The organism is Tepidimonas taiwanensis (genome assembly GCF_020162115.1).
GTDB lineage: Bacteria > Pseudomonadota > Gammaproteobacteria > Burkholderiales > Burkholderiaceae_C > Tepidimonas > Tepidimonas taiwanensis.
This window is the reverse complement of the sequence record NZ_CP083911.1, coordinates 461361-483636: the sequence shown is the minus strand read 5'-3', so window position 1 is coordinate 483636 and position 22276 is coordinate 461361. Positions and strand designations below refer to the sequence as shown.

Below are 22276 nucleotides of genomic sequence, written 5' to 3'. Positions count from 1 at the left end.
ACCCGGCGGGAACGCCGCCTCAGTCGGCCGTCGCCTCTTCCGGCTCCGCCGGTTCGGCGCGGCGGCCGTCCTTTTTCGGCAACGGCTGGATGTCGAGCTTGACCTGCGGCTCGCTGCCATCCGCGGGCGTGTCGATGTCCACCGTCAAGCGCCCGCCGTCCACCAGCCGGCCGAACAGCAGCTCGTCGGCCAACGCACGGCGGATCGTGTCCTGGATCAGGCGCTGCATTGGCCGTGCGCCCATCAGCGGATCGAACCCCTTCTTCGCCAGGTGCTTGCGCAGCGCGTCGGTGAAGGTGACCTCGACCTTCTTCTCGGCGAGCTGCTGCTCGAGCTGCAGCAGGAACTTGTCGACCACGCGCAGGATGACCTGCTCGTCCAGCGGCTTGAAGCTGACGATGGCGTCGAGCCGGTTGCGGAACTCCGGCGTGAACAGCCGCTTGATATCGGCCATCTCGTCGCCCGCCTGGCGCTGCGTCGTGAAGCCGATGGTCGACTTGTTCATCGTCTCGGCGCCCGCGTTGGTCGTCATGATGATGATGACGTTGCGGAAGTCGGCCTTGCGCCCGTTATTGTCGGTGAGCGTGCCGTGGTCCATCACCTGCAGCAGCACGTTGAAGATGTCCGGGTGCGCCTTCTCGATCTCGTCGAGCAGCAGCACGCAATGCGGCTTCTTGGTGATGGCCTCGGTGAGCAGCCCGCCCTGGTCGAAGCCGACATAGCCCGGCGGCGCGCCGATCAGGCGGCTGACCGCGTGGCGCTCCATGTACTCCGACATGTCGAAGCGCACGAGTTCGATGCCGAGGATATACGCGAGCTGCCGCGCGGCCTCGGTCTTGCCGACACCGGTGGGGCCGCTGAAGAGGAACGCGCCGATCGGCTTGTCGGGCTTGCCCAGCCCCGAGCGCGCCATCTTGACGGATGACGCAAGCAGCTCCAGCGCCTTGTCCTGCCCGAACACCACCGCCTTGAGGTCGCGCTCGAGGTTTTGCAGCTTGGTGCGGTCGTCGCTGGAAACCGACGCCGGCGGGATGCGCGCGATCTTCGCGACGATCTCCTCGATCTCGCTGCGGCCGATGGTCTTCTTGCGCTTGGACGCGGGCACGATGCGCTGGGCGGCACCGGCCTCGTCGATGACGTCGATCGCCTTGTCCGGCAGGTGCCGGTCGGTGATGTACTTGGCGGAGAGCTCGGCCGCCGCCTGCAGCGCCGCCTGCGCGTACTTGACGCCGTGGTGCTCCTCGAAGCGCGACTTCAGGCCCTTGAGGATGTCCACGGTCTGCTCCACCGTCGGCTCGACCACGTCGACCTTCTGGAAGCGCCGCGACAGCGCCGCGTCCTTTTCGAAGATCCCGCGGTATTCGGTGAAGGTCGTCGCGCCGATGCACTTGAGCGCACCGGAACTCAGCGCCGGCTTGAGCAGGTTGGACGCGTCAAGCGTGCCGCCCGACGCCGCGCCGGCGCCGATCAGCGTGTGGATCTCGTCGATGAACAGGATGGCGTTGGGCTTGTCCTTGAGCGACTTGAGCACGCCCTTGAGCCGCTGCTCGAAGTCGCCGCGGTACTTGGTGCCCGCCAGCAGCGCGCCCATATCGAGCGAGTAGACGGTCGCGTCCGCCAGCACCTCGGGCACGTCTTTTTGCACGATGCGCCACGCCAGCCCCTCGGCGATCGCGGTCTTGCCGACCCCGGCCTCGCCCACGAGCAGCGGGTTGTTCTTGCGCCGGCGGCACAGGATCTGGATCACGCGCTCGACCTCGTGCTCGCGGCCGATCAGCGGGTCGATCTTGCCCTCGCGCGCGAGCTGGTTGAGGTTCTGCGTGAACTGCTCCAGCACCGACGCCTTCTCGTTGCCTTTGGCGGCGTCGGCCGACTCTTCGTTTTCGGCGGCACTGCCGTCGCTGGCCTTGGTGGGCTCGGGCGTGTCGCCCTTGCGGATGCCGTGCGCGATATAGTTGACCACGTCCAGCCGCGTGATGCCCTGCTGGTGCAGGTAGTAGACCGCGTGCGAATCCTTCTCGCCGAAGATGGCCACCAGCACGTTGGCACCGGTGACCTCCTTCTTGCCGTTGCCGGTGGACTGCACGTGCATGATGGCGCGCTGGATCACGCGCTGAAAGCCCAGCGTCGGCTGGGTGTCCACTTCATCCGTGCCGGCCACCTGCGGGGTGTTTTCCTTGATGAAGGTGGTCAGCGACTTGCGCAGGTCTTCGATATTGGCGTTGCACGCGCGCAGCACCTCGGCGGCGCTCGGGTTGTCCAACAGCGCCAGCAGCAGGTGCTCGACGGTGATGAATTCGTGCCGCTGCTGCCGGGCCTCGACAAAGGCCATGTGCAAACTGACTTCAAGCTCTTGGGCAATCATGGGGCACTTCCTTCACTCTGGGGCTCTAGCATAGCGCGTCGTCGCGGCCTGCACATCCGGGTATGGGGGCAAAACCCACGCTATTCAATGGGCTCTGCGACGCATTGCAGCGGGTGCCCCGCGGCGCGCGCCTGTTGGGTGACTTGCTCCACCTTGGTGTGGGCGATGTCACGGGTGTAGACACCGCAGACGCCGCGCCCGTGCACATGCACCTTGAGCATGATCTGGGTCGCCGTCTCGCGGTCCTTGTGAAATACTTCCTGCAGCACGTGCACGACGAACTCCATCGGCGTGAAGTCGTCGTTGAGCAGCACGACCTGGTACATCTTCGGCGGCTGCACGCGCTGGCGGCGACGCTCCAACACCACCGCATCGCCGCCGCCGGGCAGGCGCGGGGTCAGGTCGGGTTGTTTCGGTGTCGTGGCCATGCCGGACATTCTGCAACAAATCCCCGGGGGACGCACGGGCGGGGGCGTGGTGGCGCCGCACCGAAACCGCACCCCCAAAGCAACCGACCCCGGCGGGCGGCGGCCATCGCACGGCACCGCGTGCCCGTGCCACGCAAACGGCGTCGGACCGAGAGCGAAAAACGCGAACCGTCAGGCAGGTACCTGATAGTGCTCTTGGGTCATGCGGTCGATGCCGCACTCGAGGTCCTGGATCCAATCCAGAAATGCGTGGACGACCTCGCGCCCCACGAAGTACCGCCCGTGCTGCGGCACCATCACGTCGACGTCCATCCCTCGCACCATGTTGGCCCACAGACGGCACACCTTACGCGACACCATGTAGCGCCGGTGAAACCCTTCCATCCGTGGCAGATGCGCCCGAAGCTCCGCGACCGTCGTGATCGGCTCGCTCACGGCACTGTGATGGACGAGCGAGGCTCCCATGTCCCCGGAAAACAGGATCTTCGAGCGCACATCGTAGAACTGGAAATTGCCCTCCGCGTGCAAAAAATGCGCCGGCAGCGCGACGAGCGTCGTCCCACCCAGATCGAAGCGCCCCCCCGCGTCCGGGATCCCGATGATTCGCCCCTCGCTGCGATTGAGGGTGCAAAAATGGGGCACGAACCGCTCCCACAGCTTCGAGACGTACAACGTGCAGTCGGTGGCCATGAGCCACTTGTTGAGCGAAGCGACGATGTCCGGGTCCTGGTGTGAGGCAAACAAGTATTTGAGGCGCTTGAACGGGAAATACCGACTCATCGCCATGACCAGGGCGTTGTAGGTCATGTTGCCCGCGGGGTCGATGAGCGCGCCCTCGTCGCCGGTCACGATCAAAAACTGGTTGGCCTGTACGGCAGAGCTGGCCTCGTCGTCCACCAACTCGCTAAACATGATGCAGACATGCTGCCCGTCGTTGTAGAGCTCGATCGCCATGCGTACGCCACTCCCTGAAAGTCAACAAAAACTCAACGATCAACGGCACCAACCCACGGTGTCGGCCACCGCGTTGGATCGACACCCACTGTGCAGACCAAAAACGAATGGCACCGCTCATTATGCGGTGCCACCTTGCGCCACCGACACGGCAAGCGTACAGGGCCGCCACCGTGTGCGCGGGCAGCTTGTCACATGTTTTCGATCATCACTTGACCAAAGCCCGAGCACGACACCTGCGTGGCTCCCTCCATCAGGCGGGCGAAGTCGTAGGTGACGTGTTTGCTCAGGATCGCTTTTTCCATCGACGCGATGATGAGGTCGGCGGCTTCCTTCCAGCCCATGTGGCGCAGCATCATCTCGGCCGACAGGATCTCGGAGCCCGGGTTGACGTAGTCCTTGCCGGCATACTTGGGCGCCGTGCCGTGCGTGGCCTCGAAGCACGCGACCGAATCCGACAGGTTTGCGCCCGGCGCGATGCCGATGCCGCCGACCTGCGCCGCCAGCGCGTCGGAGATGTAGTCGCCGTTGAGGTTGAGCGTCGCGATCACCGAGTATTCGGCCGGGCGCAGCAGGATCTGCTGCAGGAACGCGTCGGCGATCGAGTCCTTGATGACGATCTCACGCCCCGTCTTCGGGTTGGTGAACTTGCACCACGGGCCGCCGTCGATGGGCTGCGCGCCGAACTCACGCTGCGCCAGCGCGTAGCCCCAGTCGCGGAACGCCCCTTCGGTGTACTTCATGATGTTGCCCTTGTGCACGAGCGTCACGCTGGGCTTGTCGTTGTCGATCGCGTACTGGATGGCCTTGCGCACGAGGCGCTCCGTGCCCTCCTGCGACACCGGCTTGATGCCGATGCCCGACGATTCCGGAAAGCGGATCTTGGTCACGCCCAGCTCCTCCTGAAGGAACTGGATGAGCTTCTTGGCCTTGTCGCTGCGCGCCGGGTATTCGATGCCGGCGTAGATGTCCTCGGAGTTCTCGCGGAAGATGACCATGTCGGTCTTTTCCGGCTCCTTCAGCGGGCTGGGCACGCCCTTGAAGTAGCGCACCGGCCGCAGGCACACGTAGAGGTCGAGCTCCTGACGCAGCGCGACGTTGAGGCTGCGGATGCCGCCGCCCACCGGCGTCGTCAGCGGCCCCTTGATGGAGACGACGTACTCCTTGAGTGCGTGCAGCGTTTCGTCCGGCAGCCAGACGTCGGGACCGTACACCCGGGTCGATTTCTCGCCCGCGTACACCTCCATCCAGTGGATCTTGCGCTGGCCACCGTAGGCCTTGGCCACCGCGGCGTCCACCACCTTGATCATCACGGGCGTGATGTCGACGCCGGTGCCGTCGCCTTCGATGTAGGGGACGATCGGGTTGTCCGGCACATTGAGCGACATGTCGGGGTTGACGGTGATCTTCTGGCCTTCGGTGGGCACGCGGATGTGTTGGTACATGAGCGGGGTCTCCGTTTGGGGGTGTAATGCCCGCACGCCGGGTAGGCGCGGGGCCCTACAATCAATTCTATCGAGAATCCCTCCGTCAACCTGACATGCGCGCGACCCCTCCCCGCTTGGGATTCCCTGCCAGCCCCTCGGGGCGTGCGCGGGATCGATCGTTCGGCACCCGGCGGTGGTGCCGGGGTGCGGTCACCGCAATGACGGCGATAACGGCCGTGGCGGCGCTGCTCGCGGGCACGGGTGCTGCGGCCCAGCCGTCCGAGCCGCAGCGGGATCTGCCGCGCGTGACGCTGCGCGCTGGTATGCACCGCATCGACGCGCAAGTCGCCGCCACGCCGGCGCAGCGCGCCATCGGCCTGATGTGGCGGCGCGAGCTCGGGCCGAACGAGGGGATGCTGTTCGTGTTCGACGCGCCGGCGGTGCAGTGCTTCTGGATGAAAAATACCTTCATCCCGCTCACCGCGGCGTTCCTCGCCGAGGACGGGCGCATCGTCAACCTGGCCGACATGCGCCCGCACGACGAAACGAACCACTGCTCCGGCGAGCCGGTGCGTTTCGTGCTGGAAATGCCGCGCGGCTGGTTTGCGCAGCGCGGCATCGGGGCTGGGTTCCGCCTCGCAGGCGCGCCGTTTGGCACGCGTTGAGTTGCACACGGGCCATGCCGGGGACGCTCGTCGCCGCGTCCACCAACGCGACGCTGCCAGCCCATACCCGCGGGGCGATTGCCCCCGCGCGGCCGGCCCTGAGGCGCCGGCGCGCGCTGCCGCGCGACGCCGTCGGACGGGCCCGTGCGCGAGCCCGCCGCGCTCGCCGGGCTCAGGCGTAATTGGCCAGGGCGAAGTCCCAGTTGACCAGCTTGTCGAGGAAGGTCTCGACGAACTTCTGGCGCAGGTTGCGGTAATCGATGTAGTAGGCGTGCTCCCACACATCCACCGTCAGCAGCGCCTTGTCGGCGGTGGTCAGCGGCGTGCCTGCGGCACCGGTGTTGACGATATCGACGCTGCCGTCCGGCTTTTTGACCAGCCACGTCCAGCCGGAGCCGAAATTGCCGACCGCGCTCTTGACGAACGCGTCACGGAAGGCGGCGTAGCTGCCCCACTTGGCGTTGATCGCCGCCGCCAGCGCCCCGGTGGGCTCACCGCCGCCGCCCGGCTTCATGCAGTTCCAGAAGAACGTGTGGTTCCACACCTGCGCGGCGTTGTTGTAGATCGGGCCGGGGTTGGGCGCCTTGCGGATGATGTCCTCCAGCGCCATCGACTCGTACTCGGTGCCTTTTTGCAGGTTGTTCAGGTTGACGACGTACGCGTTGTGGTGCTTGCCGTGGTGGTATTCCAGCGTTTCCTTGGAGTAGTACGGCTCCAGGGCATCGATCGCGAACGGCAGGGGGGGCAAAGTGTGTTCCATGGTGTTTCCTCTTCCGAGTCGTTATGGGCGTTCGCATTGTAGGCAAGGTGGACCAAGCACGCGTTGGCCGGTGGCGCTTGTCCCCGCCCGGGATGCGCCTTCAGTGGGGCGGGTCGAGGTGCACGGTCTCGACCCGCGCGTCCAGCCGTCCCGCGGCCAGGGTCACGTGCAGCGCGTCACCGGGCCGGGTCCGGCGGGCGTCGGTGAGGACGTGACCGGCCGCGTCGGTCACGAGCGCGTACCCGCGCTGCACGACGCGTTGCGGATCGAGCAGCGCCAGCTGCGTCTGCGCGCGCGCGAGCCGCTGCCACTGCGTGTCGATCGCGCTGCTCGTCGCCGCCTGCCACGCGTCGGCGAGCCGGGCCAGTCGCTCGCCCCGCCGTTCGGTCTCGCGCTGCGCGGCGGCGCGCCATGCGAACGCAAGCCGCTCGAGCTGCTGACGCACGCGCTCCGTACGCAACGCCGCGGCGCGCTGCATCCGGTGTTCCAGCGTCTGCAGGCGCGCGCGCTCGCGGCCCGTCACCGCCGACGGGCGCCCAAGGCGCTGGGCCACGCGGTCCAACCGCTGCGCCGCCGTGTCCAGTCGCCGCCACAGCGCGGCGGTCGCCCGCTCCTGCCAGCGGGCCAGCGCCGTGCGCAGCGCCTCGGCGGCGGGCGCGCACAGCTCGGCCGCCGCCGTCGGGGTCGGCGCGCGCAGATCGGCGACGAAGTCGGCCAGCGTGAAGTCGGTCTCGTGCCCCACGCCGACGACGACCGGCATCGGCGCGCGCGCGAGCAGGCGCACGAGCGCCGGGTCGTTGAACGCCCACAGGTCTTCGAGCGAGCCGCCACCACGCACGACGAGCAGCACCGACGGCCGCCCGAGCCTGCGGTGATCGTCGTAGGCGCGCTGCAGCGCCGCGCACAGCCGCGCGGGCGCCTCCACCCCCTGCACCGGTGCCGGGTAGAGCCACACCGGCAGGTGCGGCACGCGCCGCGCCAGCGTGGTGGCCACGTCGCGCAACGCCGCCGCTTCCAGCGACGTGACGACCCCGATGCTGGTGGGATATGGCGGCAGCGGGCGCTTGCGGGCGGCGTCGAACAGCCCCTCGGCGGCAAGCTGGGCCTTGAGGCGCAGAAACGCTTCGTACAACGCGCCCTGCCCCGCCAGGCGCACGCGCTCGACGATCAGCTGCAGGTCGCCGCGCGGCGCATAGACGTCCAGCCGGCCGAGCGCCTCGATGCGCAGGCCGTCGCGCAGCGCCACGGGGCTCGCCTCGGCCGCGCGCCGGAACAGCGCGCAGCGCAACTGCCCCTGTTCGTCCTTCAGCGTGAAATACACGTGGCCGCTCGCGGCGCGCTGGCAGCCCGCGACCTCCCCCGCCACGCGCACGGGGTTGAAGCGCGCGCGCAACGCATCCGCCACCGCCGCCACCAGCGCCCCCACCGGCCAGGCCGGGGGGTCATCGGGATCGGCGGCCGCGCCCCCGCGTGGGGCGAACGCCTGCGGGAAGGTCAGCGCCGCGGCGCGGTCGGTCGCGGGCATCGGCGGGGGCGAATCATGGGGCATCGGGACACCGGATCGGAACACGCCGGGCAGCGGCACCCCGGTGCACGTGACCGATAATGCCAACCGTACCGAACTGCATCGCAAGGGAGAGACTGTCTTGTTGTCGATCATACAAGCCGCCGGCTGGCCCATCTGGACCCTGATCGTGTGCTCCGTCGTGGGGCTGGCCCTGATCATCGAGCGCGCCGTCAGTCTGCGCGCGACCAAGGTCGCCCCGCCGACATTGCTCGACGAGGCGATCCAGGCCTCGCGCGCCGGCGTGCCGCCCCCGGCGGTGGTGGAGCAGCTCGCCGAGAACTCGCTGCTCGGCGCCGTGCTGGCCAGTGGCTTTCGCGCGCTGCACGCCAACCCCGGCGTGACCGAGGCGGAGCTGCGGGCCCAGCTCGAATCCGCGGGGCGGCTGGCGGCGGCGCGCCTGCAACGCTACCTCGGCGCGCTCGCGACGGTGGCGTCGGCCGCGCCGCTGCTCGGCCTGCTGGGCACGGTGATCGGCATGATCGAGATCTTCGGCTCCCAGGCGGGCCCCGGGGGCCTACTGCCCGGTGGCGGCAACCCCGCGCAGCTCGCGCACGGGATCTCGGTGGCGCTCTACAACACCGCGTTCGGCCTGATCATCGCGATCCCGGCACTGATCTTCTGGCGCTACTACCGCGCGCGCGCCGACGCGCTGCTGCTGCAGATGGAGGTCGCGGCGGAGCGCTTCGTGCACCACCTGCTAACCCTGCGGCGCTGACGGCCCCCAAGCGAGGAGACGCCCATGAACTTCCGGCACGGCGACCGCGAGGAGCCGGAGATCAATCTGATCCCGTTCATCGACATTCTGCTGGTGGTGCTGATCTTCCTGATGCTGACCACCACGTTCAGCCAGAGCACCGCGCTGCAGGTCAACCTGCCGGTGGCCAACGCGGAACAGCCACCGCAGCCACCGGCGGAAGTGGTGGTCACGGTAGGCGCCGACGGGCGCTACGCGGTCGATGACCGGCTACTGGAACAGCACGGCGTCGAGGCGCTGATGACCGCGCTACGCGGCGCCGCCGCCGCGCGGCGGGACCCGATCCTCGTGATCCAGGCCGACGCCGCCGCCAGCCACCAGTCCGTCATCAACGTGATGGACGCGGCGCGGCAGGCGGGGCTGACGCAGATCACCTTCTCCACACAGCGCGGCGAGGGCCGCTGATGTCCGCGCCGGACCCGGGCCGCCTCTGGCTGGCGCGCGGGCCGCTGGCATGGGCGTTGCGGCCGTTGGCGTGCCTGTACGGCGCCGCGCTCGCCGCCCGCGGCTGGTGGTGGCGCCACCGCAGGCACTCGGCGCAACGCCTGCCGGTGCCGGTGGTGGTGGTCGGCAACGTCGTCGCCGGCGGCGCCGGCAAGACGCCCACCGTGATCGCGCTGCTGCACCACCTGCGCACGCGGGGCTGGATGCCGGGCGTCGTCTCGCGCGGCTACGGGCGCACCGGCGGCGGCCGGGGTGAGCCGCTGGTGCTCGACCCGGGGGCCCTGGCCGACCCCGAGCGCTGCGGCGACGAGCCGGCGCTGATCGCGCGCGAGACCGGTGTGCCGATCGCGGTCGGCGCCGACCGGCCGGCGGCGGCGCGGGCGCTGCTGCGGCGCCACCCGGCGATCGACATCGTCGTCAGCGACGACGGCATGCAGCACTGGGCGCTGGCGCGCGACCTGACGATCGTCGTGTTCGACGAGCGCGACGTGGGCAACGGCAGGCTGCTGCCGGCGGGGCCGCTGCGGCAGCCCTGGCCGGCACCGATCTGGGGCGGCGGGCCGGCGCTCGTGTTGCGGACGGCCCCGCCGCGGGAGGGACCGCGCCCGCACCCCTACCCAGAGTTCCGCTCCGAGCGGGCACTCGCTGACCAGGCGTTCGACCCGGCGGGGCACGCGCGTCCGCTGGCGGACTGGGCGCGCGACGGCACGCCGCTGGGCGCGATCGCCGGCATCGCGCGCCCGGCGGCGTTCTTCGGCATGCTGCGCGCGCGCGGCCTTAACCTGACGCGCACGCTCGCCCGGCCGGACCACGCGTCAGCGGCCGACCTGCTGGCCGCATTGCGCAGCGCCGCTGCGTTGCCGGATGCGCCGCGCGTGTGGCTGTGCACGGACAAGGACGCCGTCAAGCTGCAGCGTGCGCCGTTGCCGGACAGGGTGACCGTGTGGCGCGTACCGCTGCGGCTGGTCATCGAGCCGGCGTGGTACGCCGCCGTCGATCGGGTGCTGGCGCCGCTGCGCCCGCGCCCCGGCGCGCTATGATGGCCGCATGGACAGCAAGCTGCTCGAACTGTTGGTGTGCCCGGTCACGAAAGGGCCGCTCGTCTACGTGCGCGAGACGCAGGAGCTGGTCTCGCGCGGGGCGCGACTGGCCTACCCCATCCGGGACGGCATCCCGATCATGCTCGAAAACGAAGCGCGTGCGCTCGACGAGGCCGAGCTGGACCGGCTGGCACCGCCACGCCCGGCCGCGCCGTGAAGCCGCCGCCTGCAACCACCCTCTGAAGCAGACCGCATGACCGCACCCGCGTTCGACGTCATCATCCCGGCCCGCCGGGCCTCCACCCGGCTGCCGGACAAGCCGCTGGCCGACATCGGTGGGGCGCCGATGGTGGTGCGCGTCGCCGAGCGCGCCCGCGCCAGCGGTGCGCGCTCGTGCACGGTGGCCACCGACGATGCGGCCATCGCCGAGGCCTGCGCCGCCCACGGTGTGGACGCCGTCCTCACAAGGATTGACCACGCCAGCGGCAGTGACCGGCTGGCCGAGGCGGTGGACCGGCTGGCGCTGCCTGACGACGCGATCGTCGTCAACGTCCAGGGCGACGAGCCGCTGATCCCGCCGGCGCTGGTGCGCGAGGTGGCGACAATCCTGCACAGCCGCCCCGACTGCGTCATGGCCACGGCGGCCCATCCGATCGGGTCGGCCGCCGAGCTGTTCAACCCGAACGTCGTCAAGGTCGTGCTGGACCGGCACGGCACCGCACTGCTGTTCAGCCGCGCCCCACTGCCGTGGTGGCGCGACGCGCCGCGCCACGATACGGCACTGGAACTCGTGGCGTGGCCCCCAGGGGCCGCGCCGCTGCGCCATATCGGCCTCTACGCCTACCGGGCCGGGTTTCTGCGGCGCTTCCCCCAACTGACGCCGGCCCCCATCGAGCGCTGCGAGTCGCTGGAACAGCTGCGCGTGCTGTGGCACGGCGAGCGCATCGCGGTCACCGTGACCGCGCACGCCCCGGGCCCCGGCGTCGACACCCCGGCCGACCTGGAACGCGTGCGGGCGCTGTGGGGCCAGGGACCTCGCTGACACCCGGGGCGGTATCCGCCGCTGTCAGTTTGTGTCGGGACAGGCGTGCTATTCTTTTGGCCGCTGGCCTAGCGCCACCCGCTGTGTCACCGACGAGGAGACCCTGCGCAGCGGTCCCCGCAAACCTCTCTGTTCGCGACGAGAAAAGGAAACCCATGAGACTGATCCTGTTGGGCGCTCCGGGCGCTGGCAAGGGCACACAGGCGGCATTCATCTGTCAGAAATACGGCATCCCCCAGATCTCCACCGGTGACATGCTGCGCGCGGCCGTCAAGGCGGGGACCCCGCTGGGACTGGAGGCGAAGAAGGTGATGGACGCCGGCGGACTCGTCAGCGACGCGCTGATCATCGATCTGGTCAAAGACCGTATCGCCCAGCCGGACTGCGCCAACGGGTTTCTGTTCGACGGTTTCCCGCGCACCATTCCCCAGGCCGACGCGATGCGCGAGGCGGGGGTGCGCATCGACTACGTGCTCGAAATCGACGTGCCGTTCGACGCGATCATCGAGCGCATGAGCGGCCGGCGCGTGCACCCGGCGTCCGGGCGCACCTACCACATCAAGTTCAACCCGCCGAAGGTTGAAGGCAAGGACGACGTCACCGGGGAAGACCTGATCCAGCGCGACGACGACAAGGAAGAGACCGTGCGCAAGCGGCTCGACGTCTACGCCGCGCAGACGCGTCCGCTGGTCGACTATTACCGCCAGTGGGCCGAGCGCGAGCCCGGCGTCGCCCCGAAATACCGCGCCATCAGCGGGCTGGGCACGGTGGAGGAAATCACTCAGCGCGTCTTCCAGGCCCTGCAGGACTGACGGGTACCCCTGCCGCGCGCCACAGCAGCTCCAGCGCCAGCGCGATGCGCGCCTTGGCGGGCGGCAGGTCGGTCACGGGCCAGATGTTGCCGCCGCGCCCGCCCTCGCCGACGACCACCCCTTCGGCGCAGCGGGTCGTCACCCGCACGGCAACGCCCTCTCTCGCCGCCTGCGCCAGGGCTTCGGTCAGCGCGGTATGCAGCGAGCCGTTGCCCGTCCCGGCCACCACGAGCCCGGCCAGCGGCGGATCCGCGTCCCCGCCGGCGAGCGCCGCCCGGCGCTGCTGCAACAGCGCACGCACCAGCGCCCCGTCGGCACCGCCGTGGCTGTGGATCCACTCCACCCGCGGCCAGACCGACGCCGCCAGCACCGTGTCGATGCGTGCCGCGCGCGCGGCGTCCGCCGATGCGGCGGGCATCGCAGCGGTGAGCCATCGCACCCGGCCCGCCTCGACCCAAGCGGCCGGCCCCGCGTCCCCGCCTGCGAAGGCATCGAGACGCATCGGGTGCACCTTGCGCACCGTGCGCGCATCGAACACCCGCCCTGCCAGCGTCACCCACACCCCGCCGATACCGCGTTGGGCTGCGTCGGCGGCGAGCGTCAGGGCATCCGCGAGGTTGCCCGGCCCGTCCGGTGCCAGCGCAGAGGCCGGGCGCATCGCCCCCACCAACACCACCGGCCGCTCGGGCTGCAGCACCGCCTGCAGCACCCACGCCGTTTCCTCCAGCGTATCGGTGCCGTGGGTGACCACGAGCGCCCCGACGTCCGACCGCTGCAGGTGCCGGTACGCCGCCGCCAGCAGGTCGCGCCACAACGGGACCCCCATGTCCTTGCTGTCGACGTTGGCGACCTGCTCGCCCTCGGTGCGCCACCCGGCGGGCAGCGGCACCCCTTCCAGCAACGCCGCCACCGGCACCACGCCGGCGCGGTAGCCGACCACGTCGGCAGCCACGGCGGCGCGCCCCGCGATCGTGCCGCCCATGCCCAGCACGACGATCGCCCGCCGCGCCTCGGTTGCCGCTGTGCCTGCCGTCGCTGTCATCGCCGATGCTCCTGAAAAGACGAAATCCCCGCACACCGGCCGGTGTCGGGGACCATGACTGGCGGAGTGAGAGGGATTCGAACCCTCGATACGGGTTTTAGCCCGTATACTCCCTTAGCAGGGGAGCACCTTCGGCCTCTCGGTCATCACTCCGAAGAGTCGCCATTATGCCCGAAGTCGGGGCGCTGGCGACGCTTGGCGCACAAAAAATCAGGCGCCCTGCAGTGTGTCGGTCGGCTGGTCGAGGTCGAACTCGCGGTGCAGCGCGCGCACGGCGAGCTCCATGTACTTCTCGTCGATGACGACCGAGATCTTGATCTCGGAGGTCGAGATCATCTGGATGTTGATGCCCTCGGCTGCGAGGCAGCGGAACATGCGGCTGGCCACGCCGACGTGGCTGCGCATGCCGATGCCCACCACGCTGACCTTGCAGATGCGCGCGTCACCTACCACGTCGGTGGCGCCGAGCGCCGGCACCACCTGGGTCTTGAGCACGTCCAGCGCGCGCGCCAGGTCGTTGCGGTGCACGGTGAAGCTGAAGTCGGTGCGCCCGTCTTTGCCGACGTTCTGGATGATGACATCGACGTCGATGTTGGCGTCGGCCACCGCCCCCAGGATTTGCGCGGCGATGCCGGGCTTGTCGGGCACGCCCAGCACCGAGACCTTGGCCTCGTCACGGTTGAACGCGATGCCGGAGACGACGGCTTGTTCCATGGATTCGCCTTCCTCGAAAGTGATCAGGGTGCCGCTGCGGGCTTCTTCGTCGATCGGGATGTCCCAGGGGGTGAAGCTGGACAGGACGCGGATGGGCACGCGGTACTTGCCCGCGAACTCCACCGAGCGGATTTGCAGCACCTTCGAGCCCATGCTGGCCATTTCCAGCATTTCCTCGAAGCTGATGCGCTCCAGGCGCCGCGCCTCGGGCACGACGCGCGGGTCGGTGGTGTAGACGCCGTCGACGTCGGTGTAGATCAGGCACTCGTCGGCCTTGATCGCCGCGGCCACCGCCACCGCCGAGGTGTCGGAGCCGCCGCGCCCCAGGGTCGTGATGTTGCCGCCGGCGTCCACACCCTGGAAGCCCGTGATGATGACGACCTTGCCGGCGGCCAGATCCGCGCGGATGCGGCGGTCGTCGATCGACTCGATGCGCGCCTTGGTGTAGGCGCTGTTGGTGCGGATCGGCACCTGCCAGCCGCAGTACGAGACGGCGTCGATGCCTTCGGTCTGCAGGGCGATGGCCAGAAGCCCCACCGAGACCTGCTCCCCGGTGGAGGCGAGCTGGTCCAGCTCGCGGTAATAGGCGTCACCGGGCTTGGATGGCGCGAGTTCCTTGGCCAGGCCGAGCAGCCGGTTGGTCTCGCCGCTCATGGCGCTGGGGACGACCACCATCTGGTGGCCGGCCCGCACCCATTTGGCGACGCGCTTGGCGACATTGCGGATGCGCTCGGTCGAGCCCATGCTCGTGCCGCCGTACTTGTGAACGATCAGTGCCATGGGGTATGCTGTTGCGAGGTCGCCCGGCCCAGGTGCGGGCAAACCCTGAGATTATAGGTGGCGATGCAACGGTTTCTGATCACCGCGGGGGTGGTGCTGTTGGTGGCGGGTCTGCTGTGGCCGTGGCTTGCGCGGCTGCCGTGGGGCCGGCTGCCCGGGGACATCGCGATCGAGCGCGAGGGGTTCAGCTTTTACTTTCCGCTGGGCACGAGCGTGGTGGTGTCGGTGCTGTTGAGCCTGCTGCTGTGGTGGTGGCGCCGCTGAGCGCCGGGTCCGGCTCCCAGGTCAGCACGTCCCCGGTTCGCCGGATACGCCCCGGCCCCAGGCGCAGCTCGATGCGGTGGCCGCGCGTGCGCGCGGCATCGATTTGCTGCATCAGCGCCCGCCACTGGGCGTCCGACGCCTGTGCCCCGTGGCGCTCGCGCAGCCAGTGCCGCAGCGCATTGAGCGCCCGCGCGGGCGGCAGCGCGCGCAGGGCCGTCAACCGCGGCGGGTCACCGATCGCATGCCCGTCTTCGCGCGCCAGCGCCGTCAGCAGCGCCTGCGCGCTCGCCGCGTGCCGCGCGCTGCGCGCAAAGGTCTGCGGCGCCTGCGGAAACGCGGCCAGCAGCGCCGGCAACACCGCGTGGCGCAGCCGGTTGCGCACGGGGTGGGGGTCCGCGTTGGTCGGGTCGTCCACCCACAGCACGCCGGCGGCCGCCAGTTGCGCGCGCAGCGCGCGGCCGTCCGCGGCCAGCAGCGGCCGCCCCCACGTCACGCCGTCGCGCTCGGCACGCTCGGGCATCGCGGCCAGCCCGGGCAGCCCCGCGCCGCGCGTGAGCGCCAGCAGCACCGTCTCGATCTGGTCGAGCGCGTGGTGGCCCAGCAAGACCGCGGCCGCGCTGTGGCGGTGCGCAGCGTCACGCAAGGCCGCGTAGCGCGCCGCGCGCGCCGCCTCCTCGGGGCTGCGGCCGGGCGTGCGCGGCACCTGCACGCGCACCGCCTCCAGCGGCGCGCCCCATGCGGCGCAACACGCGCGCACGTGCTGCTCGAAGGCGTCGGCCGCGGCCTGCAGGCCGTGGTGCACGTGCACGGCGCGCACGCGCTGCGGCCAGCGCGCCAGCGCCGCGAGCAGCAGCGCGGTGGAGTCCGCCCCGCCGCTGTAGGCGACGAGCAGCGGGGCGCCCGCCCGGTCCAGGTCGGGATGCCGCTGCGCCCACGCGGCGAGCGCCGCGGCCGCGGCCTCAGGCGCGCTCGGCCTTGGTGTCGGTGAAGCGCCCGTAGGCGTTGAGCCGGGCATGGCGGCGCTCGATCAACGCAGCGGGGTCGAGGTCGGCCACCTGCCGCAGCGACTCGGCCAGCGCGCGCTTGAGCATCGCCGCCATCTGCTGCGGGTCGCGGTGGGCACCGCCCACCGGCTCGTTGACGATCTTGTCGACGAGGCCGAGCGCCTTGAGCCGGTGCGCGGTGATGCCCAGCGCCTCGGCCGCTTCCGGCGCCTTGTCGGCGGTCTTCCACAGGATCGACGCACAGCCCTCCGGGCTGATGACGGAGTACACCGCGTACTGCAGCATCAGCACCTGGTCGGCCACCGCGATCGCGAGCGCCCCGCCCGAGCCGCCTTCGCCGATGATGGTGCTGATGATGGGCACTTCGAGCTGCGCCATCTCGAAGATGTTGCGCCCAATGGCCTCGGACTGGTTGCGCTCCTCCGCGTCGATGCCCGGATAGGCACCGGGCGTGTCGACGAAGGTGAAGATCGGCAGCCGGAACTTCTCCGCCAGCTTCATCACGCGCAGCGCCTTGCGGTAGCCCTCGGGCTTGGTCATGCCGAAGTTGCGCAGCGCCCGCTCCTTGGTATCGCGCCCCTTCTGGTGCCCGATGACGGCGCACGGCTGGCCGTTGAAGCGCGCCAGCCCCGCGACGATGCTCTGGTCGTCGGCGAAGTGGCGGTCGCCGTGCAGCTCGGTCCAGTGCGTGAAGATCTCGCGCACGTAGTCGAGCGTATAGGGGCGGTCGCTGTGGCGGGCGATCTTGGTCACCTGCCACGGCGTGAGCTTGCTGTAGATCTCCTTCGTGAGCTGCTGGCTCTTTTTGCTCAGGCGCTCGATCTCGTCGGAGATGTCGACCGCCGATTCCGTCTGCACGTAGCGCAGCTCTTCGATCTTGGCTTCGAGTTCCGCGATCGGCTGCTCGAAATCCAGAAAGTTGCGTTTGGCCAAGTTGTCACTCCATGGGCCGTCACGGCCCCACGCGGTCGCCGCCGCGGCACACACGGCGTCACGGCGGCAACGATCAGTACGCCACCGGCAACGGGTCCAGCGAGCGCCAAATATACCAAGTCGCCACGCTGCGGTACGGGGCCCACGCGCTGGCGACCTCGCGCGCCTCGCTGCGGCTGACGGGCTCACCGGAGAAATAGCTGACGCTGATGCCCCGGATCAACCCGACGTCGTCCAGCGGCAGCACGTCGGGGCGCATCAGGTGAAAGATCAAAAACATCTCCGCGGTCCAGCGACCGATGCCGCGGATTGCGACGAGCTCGCGGATGATCGCTTCGTCTTCCATCGCGTGCCACGCGGTGGGGTCGAGCCGCCCGTCCGCGAAGTGCCGCGCCAGGTCGGTCACATACTCCACCTTGCGCGCGCTCAGGCCCGCCGCGCGCAGCGCCTCGGGGCCGCAGGCCAACACCGCGTGCGGCGTGCACACGCCAAGCAGCCCTTCCAGCCGGTCCCACACGGCCTGCGCCGCCTTCACCGAGATCTGCTGCCCGACGACGCTGCGCATCAGGGTCAGGAACGGATCGCCGCGGGACACCAGGCAACCGTCCGGGTACTGGGCGATCAGCCGCGCCATCACCCGGTCGCGCGCGCCGAGGTGCGCGCACGCGTCCGCCCAGTAGGGCGGCGTGCACACGGCACCGCGCCCGTGGGCCGCCCGCGCCAGGGTGGGCGATGACCGCACCGCGCTCACGCCCGCTCCCACGTCGTGCCGCCGGGGCCGTCCTTGAGGACGATACCCTGCGCGGCCAGTTCGGCCCGGATGCGGTCGGCGGTGGCGAAATCGCGCGCCGCCTTGGCCGCGGCACGCTCGGCGATGCGTGCGGCAATCGTCGCTTCGTCCAGCCCGGCGCCCGAGCGCAAATAGGCGGAGGGATCCTGCTGCAGCAGGCCCAGCGTCCCCCCGAGCGCCCGCAGCAGGCCGCTCAGGCGCGCGTCGCGCGAGCGGTTGACCTCGCCGGCGAGTTCGAACAGCACCGCCACCGCCTCCGGCGTGCCGAAGTCCTCGTCCATCGCGGCCTTGAAGCGCGCGGCGTGCGGTTCCGCCCAGTCGAGCGCCACCGGCTGCGGCGGCACGGCCTGCAGCGCCGTGTAGAGGCGCTTGAGCGCCGCGCGCGCGTCCTCCAGGTGCTGGTCGCTGTAGTTGAGCGGGCTGCGGTAGTGCGCGCGCACGATGAAAAAGCGCACCGTCTCGGCGTCGAACTTCTGGAGCACCTCGCGGATGGTGAAGAAGTTGCCCAGGCTCTTGGACATCTTCTCGTTGTCCACGCGCACGAAGCCGTTGTGCATCCAGATCTGCGCCAGCGGTCGGCCCGTCGCCCCTTCGCTTTGCGCGATTTCGTTCTCGTGGTGGGGAAACTGCAAATCCGCGCCGCCGCCGTGGATGTCGAAACTCTCGCCCAGCAACGCGCAGCTCATCGCCGAGCACTCGATGTGCCAGCCCGGGCGGCCCGCGCCGTAGGGGCTGTCCCATTTGGCTTCATCGGGCTCTTCCGGCTTGGCCGCTTTCCACAGCACGAAGTCCAGCGGGTCGCGCTTGCCGTCGCCCACCGCCACGCGCTCGCCCGCGCGCAGCTCGTCCAGGCTCTTGCCCGAGAGCTTGCCGTAGCCGGGAAACGCGCGCACCGGGTAATTGACGTCGCCGTTGTCGCTGCGGTAGGCAAGCCCCTTGGCCTCCAGCCGGCCGATCAGGCCGAGCATCTGCGGAACGTACTCGGTGGCGCGCGGCTCGTGGGTCGGCCGCTCGATGCCGAGCGCATCGGCGTCGGCGTGCAGCGCGTCGATCATGCGGTCCGTCAGGTGCCGGATCGTCTCGCCATTCTTGAGCGCCCGCGCGATGATCTTGTCGTCGATGTCGGTGATGTTGCGCACGTAGGTGACGCGGTAGCCGCTGGCCTTGAGCCAGCGCTGCACGACGTCGAACGCCACCATCGAGCGGGCGTGCCCCAGGTGGCACAGGTCGTACACCGTCATGCCGCAGACGTACATGCGGACATGGCCGGGCTCCAGCGGCACGAGCGGGTCCAGCCGGCGCGTGAGCGAGTTGTAGATGCGCAGGGTCATCGGGTGCGGGGCCCGGCGGGGGCGGACCCGCGGGCTACAATCCATTGCAAAGGCGCGTATTGTGCACCGATGCCCGATTTCTCTGCCCCCCTCCTCCACCGCACAGCCGCCCGTCCGTGGCCATTGCGGCGCGCCCTCGCGGCCGCCGCGTGGGCGCTCGGCGTGACGCTGGGCAGCCCGGCGCTGCACGCCCAGCCGGCGACCGCGGCCGCCGCCCCATACGCGGAAGTGCAGCGGCTGCTCGCCGACGGCGACGCGGTGCTCGCCCGCCAGCGCCTGCAGCAGTGGCTGCAGGATCACCCGGACGACGCGCAGGCGCGGCTGCTGCTGGGCGTCGCGCTGGCCGCGGCGGGCGATGCCGCGGGCGCGCAGCGCGAGTACGAAACGCTCACGCAGCGCTACCCGGAACTGCCGGAGCCGTACAACAACCTGGCGGTGCTGCACGCCGCCGCCGGCCGGCTGCAGGAAGCGCGCGCCGCGCTCGAAGCGGCCATCCGCTTTCACCCGGACTACGCCACCGCGCACCGCAACCTCGGCGACGTCTACGCCCAGCTGGCACTCGGACACTGGCAGCGGGCGCTGGCGCTGCAGCCGGACATCCCCGGGCTGGGCCGGCGTGCGGACGCCCTGCGCCAGCTGCTGGCCACCCCGCCGGCGGCGCGGTGACGCCCGCCGCCACCGACACCATTACGGACTTACCGCATGGCCCGCCATCCGACGCCCACGCCCCCTGCGAACCCCACCCCCGAACCGGCACGCCGCCGCGCGATGGCGCAATGGCTCGCCGGTGCCGTGTCCCTGATCGGCTGGCGCGCCGCGCTGGCCCAGCCCCCTGTTTCGCAACCGGCGGCCGCCGCGCGCACCGCCCCAACTGGAGCCCGCTCCGTGAACCCGCAAGTCGAACTGCACATCGCCGGCCACGGCGTCATCACCCTCGAACTCGACGCCGCCAAGGCCCCCAAGACGGTCGAAAACTTCCTCGCCTACGTGCGTGACGGCCACTACGACGGCACGATCTTCCACCGCGTCATCGACGGCTTCATGATCCAGGGCGGCGGCTTCGAGCCCGGCATGAAACAAAAGCCGACGCGCGCCCCGATCGAGAACGAGGCCACCAACGGCCTGAAAAACGACCGCTACACGATCGCGATGGCGCGCACGCAGGCGCCCCACTCGGCCACGGCGCAGTTTTTCATCAACGTCGCCGACAACGGCTTTCTCAACCACACCGCGCCGACGCCGCAGGGCTGGGGCTACGCGGTGTTCGGCAAGGTGATCGCCGGCACCGAGGTGGTGGACGCGATCCGCAAGGTGCCCACCGGGCGGCGCGGCTTTCACGACGATGTGCCGCTGCAGGACGTGGTGATCACCAAGGCGGTGGTGGTCGACCGCTGAGCGGGGCGCCCGACAGCGGAGACGCGCCGATGGCCGACAACGGCGCGATGCTGACGCACGTAAACGCGCCGGCGACGTGGCAGCGCGTGGACTGCGTGTCCGACGTGCACCTGCACGCGCAGGACGCCGCGACCGCGGCGGCGTGGCACGCCTACCTCGACGCGGCACCATTCGACGCCCTGTTCATCCTCGGGGACCTGTTCGAGGTCTGGGTCGGTGACGACGTGCTCGACGCCGATCCGGCCCTGGACCCGGAAATCGCGTTCGTCCAGGCGGCGGTCGGGGTCCTGGCTGGATTGGCACGGCGTCGGCCGGTGTTCGTGATGCACGGCAACCGTGACTTCCTGCTCGGTGCTGGGTTCGCTGCGCGCACCGGGGTGCGGCTGCTGGCCGATCCGGCGCGGCTGACGCTCGGACGGCGCCGCTGGCTGCTCAGCCACGGCGACGCGTGGTGCACCGCGGACCACGACTACCAGGCGTTCCGCTCGCAGGTGCGCGGCGCGGCCTGGCAGGCGGCGTTTCTGGCGCAACCGCTGTCGGAACGGTTGGCGCAGGCGCGGGCGCTGCGCGCGCGCAGCCAGCAGCACCAGGCGGCGCAGCGCCAGGCGGGGGTCGAGCCGGTCGACGTCGACGGCCCCACGGCCGCCGCCGCGCTGCGCGCCGCCGACGCGGACGCGCTGATCCACGGCCACACCCACCGGCCGGGACACGACACGCTGCCCGGCGGGGCGATGCGCGTGGTGCTCAGCGACTGGGACGCCCGCGCCACACCGCCGCGGCTGCAGGTGGTGAGCCTGCACCCCGACGGGCACTGGGCCGTCCATCCCATGGCGGCGGCCCCGACCCCATGAGCCCTCCGCCCCCATCCGGCGCGGCCGCCGGCTGGCGCGGCTGGTGGCGGCAGCTCGCCCGGCGCTGGGCGCGCTGGCGGCGACGCTGGCGCGCGCGGGGCGGTGACGGTGCAGCCATCCCGGAGCGGCTGTGGGCACGGGTGGTCGCCGACCTGCCGCTGCTGCAGGCGCTGGACGACGCCGAGCGCGAGCGGCTGCGCGGCCTGTGCGCCGCGTTTCTGGCGCGCAAGGAGTTCAGCGGCGCGCACGGCCTGGTGGTCGACGACCGCATGGCGCTGCTGGTGGCCGCCCAGGCGTGCCTGCCCCTGCGCTTTCGCGGCTTGCCGGCGCTGGCGTGGTACGACGACTTCGTCGGCATCATCCTGCACCCGGACGAGGTGCGCGCGCCGCGGCGCGTGCGCGACGACGTCGGCGTCGTCCACGAGTACGAGGAGGAATTGGCCGGCGAAGCGATGCAGGGCGGGCCGATCGTCCTCGCCTGGCCGCGCGTGCTGGGCAGCGGCGGCCAAGGCGTCGGTCACAACCTCGTCATCCACGAATTTGCCCACGCGATCGACCTGCACGGCAAGCCGCTGGGGATGGCGGCCGACGGCTGCCCGCGCTTGCCACCGGGCCTGCTGGGGCTGCCGGCGGCGGCGGCGCGTGCCCGCTGGCAGCACGAGCTGGAGGCGGCACTCGCCCTGCACCGGCACCGGGTGGGGTTGCACGAACGCTTTGGCGAGCCCGCGCCGTGGCTCGACGCCTACGCCGCCGAGTCGCCGGCGGAGTTTTTCGCCGTCACCTGCGAAGCGTATTGCGTGGACCGCGAGCGGCTGCACGCCGAACACCCGGCCTGGACCGGACTGCTCGACGCGTTTTTCGGCCACCCAGCGGCGGCGCCGGACCGCCCGCGCGACTGAAGGCGCAACGGACGG

At 70.5% G+C, this 22276-nt stretch carries 24 protein-coding genes and 1 tRNA gene; 12 read left to right on the top strand and 13 right to left on the bottom strand.

Annotated features, from left to right (window positions below; translation table 11 throughout):
• Window positions 1-19: 19 nt before the first annotated feature.
• From clpA to icd, 4 genes are all read right to left on the bottom strand, one after another.
• Entirely contained in the window at window positions 20-2365 is a 2346-nt protein-coding gene (clpA, locus tag LCC91_RS02240; RefSeq protein WP_143897467.1) for an ATP-dependent Clp protease ATP-binding subunit ClpA, read from the bottom strand.
• 80 nt (window positions 2366-2445) lie between these two features.
• Window positions 2446-2802: an ATP-dependent Clp protease adapter ClpS gene (clpS, locus tag LCC91_RS02235; protein ID WP_043701420.1), complete on the bottom strand. Its 357-nt coding sequence runs from the start codon at window positions 2800-2802 to the stop codon at window positions 2446-2448.
• Between the two features lie 162 nt (window positions 2803-2964).
• Window positions 2965-3747 carry an oxygen-binding di-iron domain-containing protein gene (locus LCC91_RS02230; protein ID WP_143897468.1) on the bottom strand — a complete coding sequence of 261 codons (783 nt, stop codon included), beginning with the start codon at window positions 3745-3747 and terminating at the stop codon, window positions 2965-2967.
• 191 nt (window positions 3748-3938) lie between these two features.
• Complete coding sequence (gene icd, locus LCC91_RS02225; RefSeq protein WP_143897469.1) at window positions 3939-5192, bottom strand: NADP-dependent isocitrate dehydrogenase; 1254 nt, start codon at window positions 5190-5192, stop codon at window positions 3939-3941.
• 200 nt (window positions 5193-5392) lie between these two features.
• Here icd and LCC91_RS02220 point away from each other — a divergent pair, with 200 nt between their 5' ends.
• Entirely contained in the window at window positions 5393-5839 is a 447-nt protein-coding gene (locus LCC91_RS02220) for a DUF192 domain-containing protein (RefSeq protein WP_143897470.1), read from the top strand.
• 172 nt (window positions 5840-6011) lie between these two features.
• Here LCC91_RS02220 and LCC91_RS02215 read toward each other — a convergent pair whose 3' ends face one another.
• Complete coding sequence (locus LCC91_RS02215; protein WP_143897471.1) at window positions 6012-6599, bottom strand: superoxide dismutase; 588 nt, start codon at window positions 6597-6599, stop codon at window positions 6012-6014.
• Between the two features lie 100 nt (window positions 6600-6699).
• Window positions 6700-8124 carry an exodeoxyribonuclease VII large subunit gene (gene xseA / locus LCC91_RS02210; protein WP_143897472.1) on the bottom strand — a complete coding sequence of 475 codons (1425 nt, stop codon included), beginning with the start codon at window positions 8122-8124 and terminating at the stop codon, window positions 6700-6702.
• Between the two features lie 121 nt (window positions 8125-8245).
• Here xseA and LCC91_RS02205 point away from each other — a divergent pair, with 121 nt between their 5' ends.
• From LCC91_RS02205 to adk, 6 genes are all read left to right on the top strand, one after another.
• Window positions 8246-8881, top strand: coding sequence for a MotA/TolQ/ExbB proton channel family protein (locus tag LCC91_RS02205; RefSeq protein ID WP_143897473.1), 636 nt, complete (start codon window positions 8246-8248; stop codon window positions 8879-8881).
• Between the two features lie 24 nt (window positions 8882-8905).
• Complete coding sequence (locus LCC91_RS02200) at window positions 8906-9325, top strand: ExbD/TolR family protein (protein WP_143897475.1); 420 nt, start codon at window positions 8906-8908, stop codon at window positions 9323-9325.
• Entirely contained in the window at window positions 9325-10404 is a 1080-nt protein-coding gene (gene lpxK, locus LCC91_RS02195) for a tetraacyldisaccharide 4'-kinase (RefSeq protein ID WP_143897477.1), read from the top strand. The genes LCC91_RS02200 and lpxK overlap by 1 nt, the downstream gene beginning before the upstream one ends.
• 7 nt (window positions 10405-10411) lie before the next feature.
• Window positions 10412-10621: a Trm112 family protein gene (locus LCC91_RS02190; protein ID WP_143897479.1), complete on the top strand. Its 210-nt coding sequence runs from the start codon at window positions 10412-10414 to the stop codon at window positions 10619-10621.
• A 36-nt stretch (window positions 10622-10657) separates the two neighbouring features.
• Window positions 10658-11446: a 3-deoxy-manno-octulosonate cytidylyltransferase gene (kdsB, locus tag LCC91_RS02185; protein WP_143897481.1), complete on the top strand. Its 789-nt coding sequence runs from the start codon at window positions 10658-10660 to the stop codon at window positions 11444-11446.
• Between the two features lie 155 nt (window positions 11447-11601).
• Window positions 11602-12258, top strand: coding sequence for an adenylate kinase (gene adk / locus LCC91_RS02180; protein ID WP_043701397.1), 657 nt, complete (start codon window positions 11602-11604; stop codon window positions 12256-12258).
• Here the strand turns inward: adk and LCC91_RS02175 are convergent.
• The 3 genes from LCC91_RS02175 to LCC91_RS02165 all read right to left on the bottom strand — a co-directional run bounded on the left by LCC91_RS02175 (window position 12224) and on the right by LCC91_RS02165 (window position 14794).
• The gene (locus LCC91_RS02175; RefSeq protein ID WP_052231608.1) at window positions 12224-13300 is read right to left on the bottom strand and encodes an asparaginase; all 1077 of its coding nucleotides are present in this window, start codon (window positions 13298-13300) and stop codon (window positions 12224-12226) included. The genes adk and LCC91_RS02175 overlap by 35 nt on opposite strands.
• 59 nt (window positions 13301-13359) lie before the next feature.
• Window positions 13360-13453 (bottom strand) — tRNA-Ser (locus LCC91_RS02170).
• Window positions 13454-13510: 57 nt separating this feature from the next.
• Window positions 13511-14794, bottom strand: a complete 1284-nt coding sequence (locus LCC91_RS02165) for an aspartate kinase (protein WP_043701395.1) — start codon at window positions 14792-14794, stop codon at window positions 13511-13513.
• A 63-nt stretch (window positions 14795-14857) separates the two neighbouring features.
• Here LCC91_RS02165 and LCC91_RS02160 point away from each other — a divergent pair, with 63 nt between their 5' ends.
• Window positions 14858-15058, top strand: a complete 201-nt coding sequence (locus LCC91_RS02160) for a DUF2905 domain-containing protein (protein WP_043701392.1) — start codon at window positions 14858-14860, stop codon at window positions 15056-15058.
• Here LCC91_RS02160 and tilS read toward each other — a convergent pair.
• The 4 genes from tilS to cysS form a co-directional block, all read right to left on the bottom strand.
• Window positions 14979-16073 carry a tRNA lysidine(34) synthetase TilS gene (tilS, locus tag LCC91_RS02155; RefSeq protein ID WP_082007598.1) on the bottom strand — a complete coding sequence of 365 codons (1095 nt, stop codon included), beginning with the start codon at window positions 16071-16073 and terminating at the stop codon, window positions 14979-14981. The two genes, LCC91_RS02160 and tilS, sit on opposite strands and share 80 nt — an antisense overlap.
• Window positions 16018-16995 carry an acetyl-CoA carboxylase carboxyltransferase subunit alpha gene (locus LCC91_RS02150; RefSeq protein ID WP_043701389.1) on the bottom strand — a complete coding sequence of 326 codons (978 nt, stop codon included), beginning with the start codon at window positions 16993-16995 and terminating at the stop codon, window positions 16018-16020. Before LCC91_RS02150 ends, tilS begins: the two co-directional genes overlap by 56 nt.
• Before the next feature lie 73 nt (window positions 16996-17068).
• Window positions 17069-17737 carry a DNA-3-methyladenine glycosylase family protein gene (locus LCC91_RS02145; protein ID WP_224441056.1) on the bottom strand — a complete coding sequence of 223 codons (669 nt, stop codon included), beginning with the start codon at window positions 17735-17737 and terminating at the stop codon, window positions 17069-17071.
• A 5-nt stretch (window positions 17738-17742) separates the two neighbouring features.
• Complete coding sequence (gene cysS / locus LCC91_RS02140; protein WP_043701386.1) at window positions 17743-19116, bottom strand: cysteine--tRNA ligase; 1374 nt, start codon at window positions 19114-19116, stop codon at window positions 17743-17745.
• 69 nt (window positions 19117-19185) lie between these two features.
• On the opposite strand from cysS, the gene LCC91_RS02135 reads away from it, so the two are divergent.
• The 4 genes from LCC91_RS02135 (at window position 19186) to LCC91_RS02120 (ending at window position 22261) form a co-directional block, all read left to right on the top strand.
• The gene (locus tag LCC91_RS02135; RefSeq protein WP_143897483.1) at window positions 19186-19782 is read left to right on the top strand and encodes a tetratricopeptide repeat protein; all 597 of its coding nucleotides are present in this window, start codon (window positions 19186-19188) and stop codon (window positions 19780-19782) included.
• Between the two features lie 102 nt (window positions 19783-19884).
• Entirely contained in the window at window positions 19885-20511 is a 627-nt protein-coding gene (locus LCC91_RS02130; RefSeq protein WP_082007597.1) for a peptidylprolyl isomerase, read from the top strand.
• 29 nt (window positions 20512-20540) lie between these two features.
• Window positions 20541-21362: a UDP-2,3-diacylglucosamine diphosphatase gene (locus LCC91_RS02125; RefSeq protein WP_043701379.1), complete on the top strand. Its 822-nt coding sequence runs from the start codon at window positions 20541-20543 to the stop codon at window positions 21360-21362.
• Window positions 21359-22261, top strand: a complete 903-nt coding sequence (locus LCC91_RS02120) for a M90 family metallopeptidase (protein ID WP_043701377.1) — start codon at window positions 21359-21361, stop codon at window positions 22259-22261. The genes LCC91_RS02125 and LCC91_RS02120 overlap by 4 nt, the downstream gene beginning before the upstream one ends.
• Window positions 22262-22276: the final 15 nt, after the last annotated feature.